Here is a 13601-nt window from a genome sequence, read left to right on the forward strand (position 1 = left end):
TTTCGCGAAAGCGTAATAAACTATTTTCTTATAAATAATAATCCTAAAAAGGTCAACGCACCGTTTAAGATTAAAATAAAGAACCCAAATTCAAATCCCACTCCCGCCGAAAGCGTACTTATGATGTATGCAAGAATAGGCGATGCAATGGCAACTACTGGGACAAACTTGTCTTTTACATTCCACTTTGTAAAGAGTCCGTATGCATAAAGGCCTAAGAGAGGTCCATATGTATATCCAGCAAATGTAAATAGTTTTACGATTACTGTAGCATCTGCAATTACGTATTTAAATATGATGATCACGGCAATGAGTACAAGCGACATTACAATGTGGATGCGTTTGCGCACTGCTACTTGCTTTACGGCATCATATTTTTTTTCGATGTCTAGTATGTCTATACTAAAAGACGTGGTAAGTGATGTAAGGGCGCTATCTGCACTTGAGTATGCTGCTGCAATTAATCCTAGTAAGAAAACAATAGCGAGTCCTATTCCCAAGCCGCTATTTACAGCAATGGTAGGGAAGAGTTCATCTTTATGTGCGTCTATACCGTTTTGTGATGCATATACAGTGAGTAATAATCCCAGTGCTAAGAATACAAGATTTACAATGGTAAGCACGATGGTAAACCAAAACATATTTTTTTGGGCATCACCTAGATTACGACAAGTAAGGTTTTTTTGCATCATATCTTGATCTAGCCCTGTCATTACAATAGATATAAAGGCTCCAGATAAAAATTGCTTCACAAAGAAGTCACCGCTTTTCCAGTCGTCAAAAAAGAAAATCTGACTCATATCGCTATTAGAAATGAGATCTAAAGCCGCTCCTGCATTGAGACCCATCTCATCGCTCACAAAGTAGATTGCCACACCTACTGCGATAAGCATAAAGAGTGTCTGCAAGGTATCTGTCCACACAATGGTTTTTATACCAGCCTTAAAGGTATAGAGCCAGATAAGTATGATGGTGAGGGTTACTGTTACAAAAAATGGTACACCCATCTCATCAAAAACGAGTAGCTGTAATACGTTTGCAACTAGGTACAATCTAAAACTCGCACCTATAATTCTGCTTAGTAAAAAGAAGGATGCTCCAGTCTTATAAGAGTAGGTGCCAAATCTCCCTTCTAGATAGGTATAGATAGAAGTAAGGTTCAATTTATAGTAGAGTGGGAGTAGTACAAGGCCTATAACAGCATAACCCACAGTATAACCAAGGACGACTTGAAAATAGCTAAAGCTTGATGCCTCAATCCATCCAGGGACAGATATAAAGGTTACTCCAGATAGTGAAGCTCCTATCATCCCAAAAGCAACAAGATACCAAGGAGATTGCTTGCCTGCTTTAAAAAAATCTGTGTTAGAATCTCCCTTGCTTGTTAAGTAGCTTATGAGCATAAGCACACCAAAGTAACCAGCAATAAGAAGTAATATATGTAAGGGCTGCATATCAATTATATTAAGAATACGAATATACTCTTTTGATAAATGATTGCAGATTGTACAGTTAAGATTTCTCTATACAGAGCTTCTCTTACTCGTAACGTAAAGACTCTACAGGGTCAAGCTTTGCTGCTTTTATTGCTGGAAATAAACCAGATAATATTGCAATTGCAAATGTGATTATAGTTGCTGCAATAATTGCTCCCCAAGGAGTGGTAAATACAAAGTCTGCAATAGAGGCTATAAGTGCACCTATACTTATACCTAGTACAATCCCTGTAAGACCTCCTAGTTGCCCCACGATGATTGCCTCGTATAAGAATTGTGCTGCAATAGTAGATTTTTTTGCTCCTAGCGCCTTACGTACGCCTATCTCTCGTGTGCGCTCAGTCACAGAGACAAGCATTATATTCATAAGTGCGATGCAAGATCCAAAAATCGTTATGATACTTATTACCCAGGCAGCTACATTAAGCACACCCGTTATTTCGGCTATTTGATTAATAAGGTCGTCACTGCGTCCTATACCAAAGTTGTTTTCTTCTACAGGCGTAAGCCCACGTATGTTTCTAAAGGTGAGTATCGCTTGTTCTTCGGCGCTGTCTAGAAGTTCTGCGTCTTCTACCATTACACTCACGTTGTAGTTTATGTTAGGTTGGGTAAACATCGTTCTCGCTACTTGTATCGGTATGAGAACTCGCAAGTCTTGATTGTTGCCAAAGGTGGCTCCCTTTTCTTCAAGCATTCCTATTACGTTAAACTTGGTACCACGTATGCTTATGGTTTTCCCTATGGGGTTATCATCCTTAAATATATTTTTATAAAAGTCACTTCCTAGTACACAAACTCGTGTGTTGTTATTTATATCAAAAGAGGTGAAGTTTCTTCCCTTTTCTAGCTTGAGGCCGGAGTTGTTTAAGAAGTTTTCATTTACACCTACTACGCTTGCTTCTGGATCTGTCTTTTCATTTTCATACTTCACTTCTGCACTTCGTGTTCCTTGAAAAGAGATAGCCGTACGGGCAGTAGGGTAATTGTATTGTTCTGTAAATTCTTTTACCTGGCGATAACCTATAACAGGGTTAATAACTTGTTTTTCATTAGAGCGACGTGAGGTAAACTCATAACGTTGCACATTAAAGGTGTTACTTCCCATACTTGCAAAGTCTGAGCTTATCGTATTCTCAAGCGCCTTTACAAGACTTAAAATCCCTACCAGTGCCGTGATACCTATGGCAATGATAAATACAGTCAAAATAGTACGCAACAGCTGACTTTTAATACTGTCAAAGGCGATTCTTAAATTCTCGCGAAATAGTGAAAACATAGGTTCAAGTATGAATTAAGCATTTCAGAAACATAATTGTCTCTGTACACAATGTACGATAAGACTATTAACTCGTCAAAAAGTTACCAAACTTTTCAAATAATTCTCTCGTGGCTTCAATTTTTAAGATATTTGCGAGTGCATTTTAAATATGCCACAACCGCAAATTTTGTGGTAAATCACATTGTAAAAAAGAGATATACGCTTTCGCGAAAGCATAAAAAGAACACAGGTAGTCTTTCCTTTTAATTATTTTGATAGGAAGTACCTTAAAGAATACGACTGTAACATATGAGTACAAAACCTTCTATACCTAAAGGAACCAGAGATTTTTCACCAGAAGAAGTTGCAAAGCGCAGCTATATTATGAACACCATACGCACACAGTTTCAGCGTTTTGGTTTTCAGCCTATCGAGACGCCTAGTTTTGAAAACAGCAGCACTTTGATGGGAAAGTACGGAGAAGAAGGTGACCGCTTGATATTTAAGATTCTTAATAGTGGTGACTATTTACGTAAGGTGAAGGATGAAGCTTTCGCGAAAGCGGACTCAACAGCACTCACACCACAAATCTCAGAAAAAGCACTTCGTTACGATCTTACGGTACCTTTTGCGAGATACGTAGTACAACATCAAAATGATATTGTGTTCCCATTTAAGCGTTTTCAGATGCAACCTGTATGGAGAGCAGACCGCCCACAGAAGGGACGTTTCCGCGAGTTCTATCAGTGTGATGCAGATGTGGTAGGAAGTGATTCTCTATGGCAAGAAGTAGAGTTTGTACAGTTGTACGATGCTGTTTTTAGCGCATTAAAGCTAGAAGGAGTAACTATCAAGATGAATAACCGCAAGGTACTTTCTGGTATTGCAGAGGTGATAGGGGCGAGTGATAAACTCATAGATTTTACCGTAGCGCTAGATAAGCTTGACAAAATAGGAGAAGAGGGCGTGACTAAAGAAATGCTTGCCAAAGACATTAGCCAAGAGGCGATAGATAAGGTAGCACCGTTGTTTACACTATCTGGTTCTTTTGGTGATCAGCTAGCAACACTTAAAACCTTGCTTGCAGACTCTGAGATGGGAATGGAAGGAATTAACGAACTTCTATTTATTAATGATGCTATAGAAAACTTAGGTCTACAAACCGCAACACTACAACTAGATGTAACACTAGCCCGCGGGCTCAATTATTACACGGGAGCTATTTTTGAAGTGAGTGCTCCAGAAGGTGTAAAGATGGGAAGTATAGGTGGCGGTGGTCGCTATGCAGATCTTACAGGTATTTTTGGGCTTAAAGATATGAGTGGTGTAGGAATTTCTTTTGGTCTAGACCGTATTTATCTTGTGATTGAGGAGCTAGGCTTGTTTCCAGAAGAGGCGACAGAGGGTGTAAAAGTGTTTTTTGTAAACTTTGGAGATCAAGAAGCGGGTTATGCAATGCAAGCAATAAGCAAGCTACGCCAATCAGGAATCTCAGCCGAGTTATATCCAGATGCTGTGACGAGCAATAAGCAAATGAAAAAACAAATGACGTATGCAAATCGTCGCGATATTCCGTTTTTAGTATTAGCTGGAAAAGAAGAGATGGATGCAAAACAATACACGCTCAAAAATATGGCAGAAGGCTCACAAGAGACTGTAAACATAGATGAGCTAGTAGCAGCTTTGAAATAAAATTAAACCGAGCTACCCTTCAGGGATGGGGAAAGCTCGTTGACTAACGACTATTGACATAACACCTATGAACATCGATTTTAAAAAACTCCTTCCGCATATTCTAGTTGTACTTGGCTTTGTAGTCGTGGCGCTGGTTTACTTCAATCCGGTGTTATCTGGAAAGCGCATTTATCAAAATGATATTAAGCTCTATGAAGGGATGGCAAAGCAACATCGTGACTTTAGAGCAGAGACGGGTGAGGAGACCTACTGGACTAATAGTGCCTTTGGAGGGATGCCTACCTACCAGATGGGAGCGAGGTTTGAGTATGATATGATGGATAAGTTGGACCGTGTGATTCGCTTTTTACCACGCCCAGCAGATTATCTTTTTCTATATTTTATGTCTTTTTATGCGTTAATGCTTGTGATGCGCGTTCCTTGGAAGCTTGCTGTAGTTGGTGCGCTTGCCTTTGGTCTGTCTACGTATCTCATTATCATTATAGGCGTAGGGCATAACTCAAAGGTGCACGCCATAGGGTATTTCCCGCTCGTACTTGCGGGTATTATACTTACGTATCAAAAAAGATATCTCTGGGGATTTTTACTCACTGCCGTTGCAATGGGGCTAGAAATACAGGCTAATCACTACCAGATGACTTATTATCTAGGGTTGCTTTGTGTGATTTTAGGGATTGCATACCTCATAGATGCTATCAAGAAAAAACAACTTCCACATTTCTTTAAAGCTTCGGGAATACTAGTAATTGCTGTACTATTAGGTCTCGCTACAAACGCAACCACCTTACTTGCTACTGCAGAGTATGCAGAGACAAGTATACGTGGCGAGCAATTATTAAAAGATGACCTTGCCAAAGACGCCGTAGAAGACGGTCTTGGTTTTGATTATATCACGCAGTGGAGCTACGGTAAGCTAGAGTCTCTCAATCTCATCGCTTCAGATTTTATGGGAACCGGTACCGCTGCCGATTTGGGTCGTGATTCCGCTTTCGCGAAAAAGCTAAGCGAGTTAGGAGTGCCTCCTAATGAAGTAAGTTACTACGCGCAAGGAACGAGATTATATTGGGGAGAGCAACCATTTGTAGAAGCTCCTCCATACCTTGGAGTAACAGTTTTTGCACTTGCATTATTAGGACTGTTTCTAGTAAATGGAAGATTGCGCTGGTGGTTACTAGCAGGTATGATGGTATCGCTCGTGTTAAGTTGGGGAAAAAACGTAGAAGGAATTACACGTTTCTTTATTGACTACGTACCGTTATACAATAAGTTTAGAGCAGTTACGAGTATACAAGTGATTTTAGAATTACTGTTACCTATCGCTGCAATGGTAGGTTTACACAGATTTTTAAACGACCGAGTTGATCAAGCCGAAAAGCAAAAGAAATTACTCATCGCTATAGGTTCGCTAGCAGGTCTTTTTGTGATACTCTACCTTTTTAGCGGAAGCTTATTTAACCTACGCTCTGCTGCCGAAGGACAGATGGCCATCGAGCAACCAGAAATATTAAATGCCATAAAAGAAGATCGCCTCGCTGTATTAAAAAGTGATGTGTTGAGGTCTTTACTATTTGTGCTTTTTATAGGAACCGCTCTGTGGTTAACGCTCAAGAAAAAGATTTCAGAAAACATTGCAATAATCACCATTGGTGCGCTCATAGTTTTTGACCTTGTAGGTGTAGATAGACGTTCTGTAAATGAAGAAAACTTCATCACCCAGCGACAGTATGATCAAAACTTCCAGATTACTCCAGCAGATGAGGAGATGCTTAAGGATGATAGTTATTTTCGCGTGATTGATCTTGCTCGAGGATTTAATAATAGCCATACTTCGTACTATTTCAATTCGCTTAACGGTTATTCTGCCGTACAACCGCGTACGATTGATGATTTATACAATCAGCAGATTGCTCAGGGTAATGCTGAGGTGCTTAATATGTACAATGTAAAATACATCCTTCAAGATAGTGAGCAGGGTATGAGTATAAGTAAAAACCCCGAAACAAACGGTCCAGCTTGGTTTGTAAATGAGATACAGTACGTACCAGATTATAATGCAGAGTTTGATGGTCTCATTAAAGTAGACACAAAGAATACAGTACTCATCCGTGAGGAATACCGTGAGGAACTAGGAAAATTCCAGCCTCGTAGAGATAGCACAGCTGTGGTACAAACTAAAGAGGTACAACCTAACAAACTCGTGTACCAAGTAGAAAATGGAAGCGATGGCTTTATGGTTTTTGCAGAGAACTATTATAAAAATGGATGGATTGCCACTGTAGATGGTGTAGAAACTACCATTTTACCAGTAAACTATGCCTTGAGAGGTATAAAGGTGCCTGCAGGCGCTCACGAAGTGGTGATGACTTTTGAGCCACAAGTGGTAAAAACCGGAGGGATGATTATGCTAGGCAGTAGTTTATTACTTGTCTTACTAGTTGCGGGAGGAATATTCTACACGGTAAAAAACCGTGATACAGAAGCACAGGCTTAATGAATAACAAGGTACTCATCATCGCATATTATTGGCCGCCTGCTGGTGGTCCCGGTGTGCAACGATGGCTCAAGTTTACAAAGTACCTACCAGAATTTGGGATAGAACCTATTGTTTACGTTCCAGAAAATCCTAGTTATCCTATCGTAGATGATTCTTTGGTTGCTGAGGTTTCAGATAAGGTGACTGTGATTAAACAACCTATTAAAGAGCCGTATGGGTGGGCGAGTACGCTTTCGCGAAAGCAAACTAAAACCATTTCATCGGGTATTTTACCTAAGGAAGGAAAGCAGAGCTTGTTACAAAAAGCGATGCTCTACGTGCGTGGAAACTTCTTTGTGCCAGACGCAAGAGTAGGGTGGGTAGCACCTTCTGTGGAGTACTTGAAAAAGTACGTCGAAGAAAACGATATTGAAAAAATCATCACTACAGGACCACCGCACAGCCTACATCTCATAGGTAACCAACTCAAAAACTGGAAACCCAACCTAAGTTGGCTAGCCGATTTTAGAGATCCGTGGACGACTATTGGGTATCACGATAAACTCCGAATGACCGCCAAAACAAAAGCGCGTCACAAGCAGTTAGAAAAGCAAGTACTCACCACTGCAGATCATATCATTGTAACCAGCCCAGGAACAAAACGAGAATTTCAAGCAATTACCAAAAGACCTATTACCGTTATCACAAATGGTTTTGACGATAGAGTAATCACTCCGCATCAACCTACAGAGCGGTTTGTATTAGCTCACATAGGTTCTTTACTCTCAGACCGCAATCCGCAGTTGTTGTGGAAGGTGTTGAGAGAATTATGTGATGAGTTACCAGCTTTTTCTAAAGCGTTAGAAATACAGTTTGTAGGGAAAGTAAGTCAAGAAATCATTGACGCAATAACGGCAGCAGGTCTAGAGTCAAAATTGAACCTTGTAGGTTATGTAAGTCATCAAGAAGCACAGCGATTACAAGAACAAGCAAATGCCTTGCTCCTTATAGAAATTAACGCCGAAAAGACAAAAGGCATCATAGCAGGAAAACTTTTTGAATACCTAAGCGCACAGCGACCAATAGTTGCTATAGGTCCAAAGGGAGCAGATATAGGAACTATTATAGAAAAAACAGCAACAGGTAGTTTTGTAGATTACAGTCAAGAGAAAAAGTTGAAATCAGTAATTGAAGCGTTATTTACTGGTGACTACAAGTATGAAAGTAATACAACCGAAGTAGCCAAATATCATAGGAGAGAGCTCACAGCACTACTGAGTAACTTAATAGCGCAACTATAAAAGAAAACTGTGGGAATCGTATTAAAACAATCTTTTCAGAATCTTATCACAACCTACTTAGGTTTTGGTTTAGGTGCCGTAAACACACTGTTTTTATACGTAAACTTTATGAGCGATACGTATTATGGCTTGGTAAGCTTTATTCTGTCTACGGCTTTTATTTTAGTGCCTTTTCTGGCCTTTGGGGTTCAAAATACGATAGTCAAGTTTTACTCATCTTTTGAGGGAGAAGATCAAGATAGGTTTTTAAGTTGGATGCTGGTTTTACCACTATTTTTAATTATTCCCATTACTGCAATCACGTATTTCTTACATCAACATATTGCAGATTTCCTTTCGTCAAAAAATGAGATTGTTTCTGGCTACGTGTGGTATATCTTCATTATTGCCTTGTCATCGGCTTATTTTGAGATATTTTTCTCTTGGTCTAAGGTACAGCTCAAAAGTACGTTCGGTAATTTTTTAAAGGAGGTTTTTCATCGTTTGGGCGTGACCTTACTTCTTGTGTTACTGGCTTTTTCTATCATAAATGTGGATACTTTTCTAGTGCTTACCGTTGCAATCTATGTAGTGAGAATGATTGTGATGCTGCTCTATGCCTTTAGACAACGAAAACCTGTTTTTACGCTTTCGCGAAAGCGTACTAATTCCTCAAAACTTGATAGACAGCGCACCGCTATTATAAAGTACTCAACGCTTATCATAATTGCGGGTTCTGTGGCGACTTTGCTTATCGATATAGACAAGTTTATGATAGGTAAATATGTGGCGATAGAAAATGTAGCTTACTATGCAGTTGCTATCTACATCGCAACGGTGATAGGTGTACCTGCGAGGGCAATGCACCAAATTACGTACCCGATGGTGGCAGGTATGCTCAATAATAAACAGTGGGAGGAAATGCGCATACTTTATAAGAAAAGTAGCCTGAGTTTATTAGTGATTTCTGGCTTGTTATTTTTACTGATATGCTGCAACATTAAAAGCCTTTATATCATTGTAGGTCCAGCCTATGCGACGGCACTTTATGTAGTACTTTGTATAAGTGCTTCAAAACTCTTAGATAACTGTCTGGGTATAAATAATGCTATTGTATTTAATAGTGATTATTATCGCATTGTACTGGCAATAGGAGTTGTGGCGGTAATTGTAGCAGTAATTTTAAATATCGTGTTGATTCCCACACTGGGGATAAATGGTGCTGGAGTGGCAACGCTTATCGCAACAGTAGGCTACTCGCTTGCCAAATTACTTGTGGTACAGGCCAAATTTAAAATGCAACCATTTTCTAAAAAGTCGCTATTAACCTTTGGAGTGATCGCTACCTTGTTTTGTGGGTTTTACTTTTGGGATTTTTCTTTTAATCCGCTAGTGGCAATTGTTGTAAAAGGCACTATGTTAGGAAGTATATACCTCATACTTTCTTATAAGCTCAAACTTTCTTTAGATATTAATAACGCAATCGATAGCTTGCTCCGTACTGTGTTTAAAAGATAGAAACTTTGCTTAATAACATAGAAAAACCCCGATTTACAATTGTAAATCGAGGCTTTAATAAACCAACCAAAGTTATCGTTAGTATTTGAGGATGAACAATTATCCTCGTACACGTATTTTTTTATTCTTCTTAATCTTTATATTTCTTCCGTTTGCACGCTGTGCTCTGTGTGTACGGTAGTTATAATCTACAAGATCTACAATACGACCTCTTCTATTATAAATCACCTTCATATCTCCTACACGATCTAGACGACCATTATTATATCTCAAGGCAACAGAACCTATCTGTCTTACTTTACCACGACGGTTGTAATCTATGAGATTGCGACCTACTTTATAAATTTCACCTTGACGGTTATACTTTACAAAAGTGTTATTTCTGTAAGGATATGTTACACCGTAGGCGCGTCCTGGCGTACCTTGATTAAAACCTCTGCGCCCTTGTGTGCGAGTTTGATATCTATTACCACGTTGTGTAAAATCAAACTGTCCATTTGTATATACCTCAAAGGTGATACCTCTCTCAGTAAATGTGATAGACTGTGGTACATTGTAACGTGGCCCTCTTTCTGTAGTGTGATCGAGATCTGTCACTGTGTTTGCTTGTGCAGTAATTCCTCCTAGAAACAAAACTGCGATTAATAGCTTTTTCATAATATAAAAGTATTAGGGTTGATACGTTACCGTCTTTCGGTGTACGCTTGCTAGTTAGTTTGCAATCAGCGTGCCAGAAATGGAAAAACCTTGTTACGTGCAGTGTTTGTGGGTGTTTACGTTTTTGCGAAAATGTACTCGGTATGAATTTTAGAAATTAAAAAAGTGCTATTTCAAAACTTTTATAATCAGAAAAGCGCTATTTAATGATATAAATAACGCTTTTCCTCAACCAAACCTCAACCTTAGTTATAGATTAACTTTTTTATATTTTGGATACTTCAGTTCATAAGAAAATTGTTTGCTATTAGATGAAGCAGGAGAGAGCGTAAGTGTCCACTCAAGAATACCAGTATCCTCATCGTATAAAGCATCGCCTGTAACAATTTTTCCTACCTTGATTTCTTTGTTTTGTGATATAGGAACACGATCTACTACTTTTACAGTGACAGGTTTTGATTTATTATTTTTTACAACTACTTCATATTCTTTATTGATAATACGTTGTGAGCCTATTAAAGATTTCGACTTAAAATTATCTAGTTCCTTACGTTTTACAATCAGGTTTGGATCAATACCTAATGATATGGAAAGCTTCTCTGTGGTTTCTAAGGGATTGAGATATGTCTTTCCAGAAAAACTACCCTCAAAATAGACATTTGCCTCACCTGGTAATAAGCTATAGTTAATCCAATCTTTAATGGAAGCAGTGAGAAAAACATTTTCATTTATCGCTGGTGCTACGTAGTACTCATAACTTGCTGGAATCATAAAGCTATCTATCTCAATCACGGTTACATCACCATCTGAGTCTATAGAGTATGGTTTATTAATTTCAAATTTTGTATTGGTGATTCCTTCTGTTTTTATATCGCCAGTTGCCGTTGGAATACTACTATATCCACGAATTTTTACATCGTCAGATGAGCTAGAAAAAAGCTCCTTAACTTCAGAAACAGCATATCCTAATACACTACGTTTCCTCTTCATTCCTTGGGCAGTGACTATTACTTCATCTAGCTGATTATCTGCTTCAAGATTGGCATTTATAATACTAGCGTGAATAGGGATTTCTGTTGTAGAAAAACCAACAAATGAAAACATAAGTGTTTCACCTTCATTTACCTGAATGGTATATTTTCCATCAAAGTCTGTTTGGGTTCCATTTGAAGTTCCTTTTACTATCACATTTGCGCCTGGAAGTGGGCCATTATCTTCAGTAACTATTCCTGAAATTGTTTTAATGTTTGGGTTGTATTTATAGTTATAAGCTCTCGTTGTTGTGCTATTGTTGCGATAACTACGATTTACAAAGCGCAAATGTTTTGTATCAACTGTTGGTTTAATGTTATTCGTATTGGGGTCTCCAGTAGACAGTACAAGTTGCACGTTGTCCCAATCTTCACTTGTTTTTTGATACAAATGAGCTTTGTAAGAAACATCTAGCGGAGCGTCTGTACCTGTTGCCTTAATATCATATTCTGGATACCAGCCCGCTTCACGTACATTGTATTTGAGTATGAGATTAAGAGTTGTGGTTTCTTCACTAGATAATTTTAAGGTTATCTGTCCTTTACTTTTCTCTTCTGTGACATTTAGCTCTGCAAATTGCTTTTCTATATCTCTGATGTGTTTCTGTATTTTAGATTTTTCCAATTGAGCATCTACAATCGCATTTTTAATTTCTGTAACACGCGTTCTGTAATAGGTAGAAAGCTCCTTTACTTTAGAAATGTCTAACTCCTTACTAGTACCTCCTAAGCGCTGATTTGCTGAGATAACTTCTTCCTCCTTAGATAATCCGCTCATTTTACTATTAAGTTTAAGTATTTTGACTTCTAAACTTGTTTTTAAAGTATTAAGGCTGTCTATCTGAGCAGAGTTGCGCTTCTCTGTTAGGTAATTAATACCAAAGTTTATTGACAAAATAGATGCGTTGTCCAAACCAGATATTTGGATACTATTTTCGTTAACATCATTAGAAAGATTGTCAAATAATATACTCGTAGTACCGGGTGCAATGGTTACCTGTGATGATCTTTCTACCTGAGCGCCGCTTAAATAAACAGTTACCTTAGATATTTTAGATGGAGTAGGTCTTAGTGGATTCGAGTACGCTTTCGCGAAAGCATAATTTACAAGTAGCAGTAGCGAGGCGAGAAGTGTTAGTTTTTTCATCGGTTTGGTTTTTAAAGTTGCTCAAATCTATGAGTAACTCATACCGACTGAAATAGCCATTGAGGGAAGTGCCCTTATGGTTGAGTAAACATAACACTACATAGGTGTAGTGTCCAAAAACTTACTCTTAAGCTCTGGAGTAGGAATCATACAGGCTTCTTTTTTGCCAAACCATTTATAGCGATTACGGGCAATAAAGTCATATACCACATCACGCAAGAATCTCGGAAGAATTAAAAAAATAGCAAGCAATGGCCAGCCCGCAGATAGTTGCTTTGCAATGCGAAGCGCAGCCGTAGATTTTGCATAGGCTTTATCTTCAGTCACTAAAATGATAGAGTCTACCTTATCAAGATCTATATGATGTTTTGCAGCAAGCTCTTTTCCTATCTCGCTTTGCAATGGAGCATATCTAAATAGATCCTTCTTATCACGCTGTATGATAAAGGTGATGGCCCCGTTGCACAAATTGCAAACTCCGTCAAAAAGGATGATTTTTTTAGTCATAATTTTGAATATACTATAACGTTTTTAGCCCGGTTGATTAAAATTAAAAAGCATTTGATTTAAAATTTGAATAACTCATTTCATCAATGTTTATAGTTATATTCCAAAAGCAAATACCACCATCGTTAACTTTTAAAATACCGTTTCGTAAAGAAACTTGTTTTGGCTGAGGGTCCTCAAAATTCGGAACTGGATTGTTTACAAAACTCTCACACAAAGCGTTTACATAAAAAACTTTATCACCGTTCGTTAAAACATAAGGAACTAATTGATAATAGTAATTACTTTTCATTTTGTACTGTTTAGGTACATCTGGATTAATTTTATAGGCGGTAATAGACTTATCTATCATAAGTTTGGCCTTATTCTTATCTGAATGAGAAGGGTGCCAAATATCAAATTCTTGAAGGTTTAAATTTTCTAGCTCTAATTTGTCTTCAAGAAAAATGTAATTGTCATCAACACTTTTTTTTGTGCAGGATATAATTGTTATTAATATCAGCATAAATTTTAGAGTGTATTTCATTTTGAAATCT

The 13601-nt window shown here is 38.2% G+C and carries 10 protein-coding genes; 4 read left to right on the forward strand and 6 right to left on the reverse strand.

The genetic code is table 11. From position 1 onward, the window contains the following. Positions 1-20 precede the first annotated feature (20 nt). A complete protein-coding gene (locus tag ACJJVM_RS14360; RefSeq protein WP_405212086.1) occupies positions 21-1454 on the reverse strand; it encodes a sodium:solute symporter in 1434 nt (477 codons plus the stop codon). A gap of 85 nt (positions 1455-1539) precedes the next feature. Next, positions 1540-2775 (reverse strand): ABC transporter permease, encoded by a 1236-nt coding sequence (locus tag ACJJVM_RS14365; RefSeq protein WP_299148877.1) that lies wholly within the window; start codon positions 2773-2775, stop codon positions 1540-1542. A 291-nt stretch (positions 2776-3066) separates the two neighbouring features. On the opposite strand from ACJJVM_RS14365, the gene hisS reads away from it, so the two are divergent. The 4 genes from hisS (at position 3067) to ACJJVM_RS14385 (ending at position 9723) form a co-directional block, all read left to right on the forward strand. After that, positions 3067-4449, forward strand: a complete 1383-nt coding sequence (gene hisS / locus ACJJVM_RS14370; protein ID WP_405212087.1) for a histidine--tRNA ligase — start codon at positions 3067-3069, stop codon at positions 4447-4449. Positions 4450-4516: 67 nt separating this feature from the next. Then, complete coding sequence (locus tag ACJJVM_RS14375; protein WP_405212088.1) at positions 4517-6943, forward strand: YfhO family protein; 2427 nt, start codon at positions 4517-4519, stop codon at positions 6941-6943. Beyond that, positions 6943-8226 carry a glycosyl transferase family 1 gene (locus ACJJVM_RS14380; protein ID WP_405212090.1) on the forward strand — a complete coding sequence of 428 codons (1284 nt, stop codon included), beginning with the start codon at positions 6943-6945 and terminating at the stop codon, positions 8224-8226. The genes ACJJVM_RS14375 and ACJJVM_RS14380 overlap by 1 nt, the downstream gene beginning before the upstream one ends. Positions 8227-8235: 9 nt before the next feature. Beyond that, positions 8236-9723: a lipopolysaccharide biosynthesis protein gene (locus ACJJVM_RS14385; protein WP_405212091.1), complete on the forward strand. Its 1488-nt coding sequence runs from the start codon at positions 8236-8238 to the stop codon at positions 9721-9723. A 99-nt stretch (positions 9724-9822) separates the two neighbouring features. Here the strand turns inward: ACJJVM_RS14385 and ACJJVM_RS14390 are convergent, their stop codons facing one another. The 4 genes from ACJJVM_RS14390 to ACJJVM_RS14405 all read right to left on the reverse strand — a co-directional run bounded on the left by ACJJVM_RS14390 (position 9823) and on the right by ACJJVM_RS14405 (position 13591). After that, positions 9823-10380 carry a hypothetical protein gene (locus ACJJVM_RS14390; protein WP_405212092.1) on the reverse strand — a complete coding sequence of 186 codons (558 nt, stop codon included), beginning with the start codon at positions 10378-10380 and terminating at the stop codon, positions 9823-9825. A gap of 249 nt (positions 10381-10629) precedes the next feature. Then, positions 10630-12558, reverse strand: coding sequence for a mucoidy inhibitor MuiA family protein (locus ACJJVM_RS14395; RefSeq protein ID WP_405212093.1), 1929 nt, complete (start codon positions 12556-12558; stop codon positions 10630-10632). A gap of 96 nt (positions 12559-12654) precedes the next feature. Next, the gene (locus ACJJVM_RS14400; RefSeq protein ID WP_405212094.1) at positions 12655-13065 is read right to left on the reverse strand and encodes a thiol-disulfide oxidoreductase DCC family protein; all 411 of its coding nucleotides are present in this window, start codon (positions 13063-13065) and stop codon (positions 12655-12657) included. A gap of 43 nt (positions 13066-13108) precedes the next feature. Further along, complete coding sequence (locus ACJJVM_RS14405; protein ID WP_405212095.1) at positions 13109-13591, reverse strand: hypothetical protein; 483 nt, start codon at positions 13589-13591, stop codon at positions 13109-13111. Positions 13592-13601: the final 10 nt, after the last annotated feature.

The sequence above is a fragment of the Dokdonia sp. Asnod2-E02 genome (genome assembly GCF_045063915.1).
Lineage (GTDB): Bacteria > Bacteroidota > Bacteroidia > Flavobacteriales > Flavobacteriaceae > Dokdonia.

Coding starts and splice junctions, on each gene's coding strand:
- ACJJVM_RS14360 (WP_405212086.1), bottom strand. CDS start 1,454: ATGCAGCCCTTACATATATTACTTCTTATTGCTGGTTACTTTGGTGTG.
- ACJJVM_RS14365 (WP_299148877.1), bottom strand. CDS start 2,775: ATGTTTTCACTATTTCGCGAGAATTTAAGAATCGCCTTTGACAGTATT.
- hisS (WP_405212087.1), top strand. CDS start 3,067: ATGAGTACAAAACCTTCTATACCTAAAGGAACCAGAGATTTTTCACCA.
- ACJJVM_RS14375 (WP_405212088.1), top strand. CDS start 4,517: ATGAACATCGATTTTAAAAAACTCCTTCCGCATATTCTAGTTGTACTT.
- ACJJVM_RS14380 (WP_405212090.1), top strand. CDS start 6,943: ATGAATAACAAGGTACTCATCATCGCATATTATTGGCCGCCTGCTGGT.
- ACJJVM_RS14390 (WP_405212092.1), bottom strand. CDS start 10,380: ATGAAAAAGCTATTAATCGCAGTTTTGTTTCTAGGAGGAATTACTGCA.
- ACJJVM_RS14395 (WP_405212093.1), bottom strand. CDS start 12,558: ATGAAAAAACTAACACTTCTCGCCTCGCTACTGCTACTTGTAAATTAT.
- ACJJVM_RS14400 (WP_405212094.1), bottom strand. CDS start 13,065: ATGACTAAAAAAATCATCCTTTTTGACGGAGTTTGCAATTTGTGCAAC.
- ACJJVM_RS14405 (WP_405212095.1), bottom strand. CDS start 13,591: ATGAAATACACTCTAAAATTTATGCTGATATTAATAACAATTATATCC.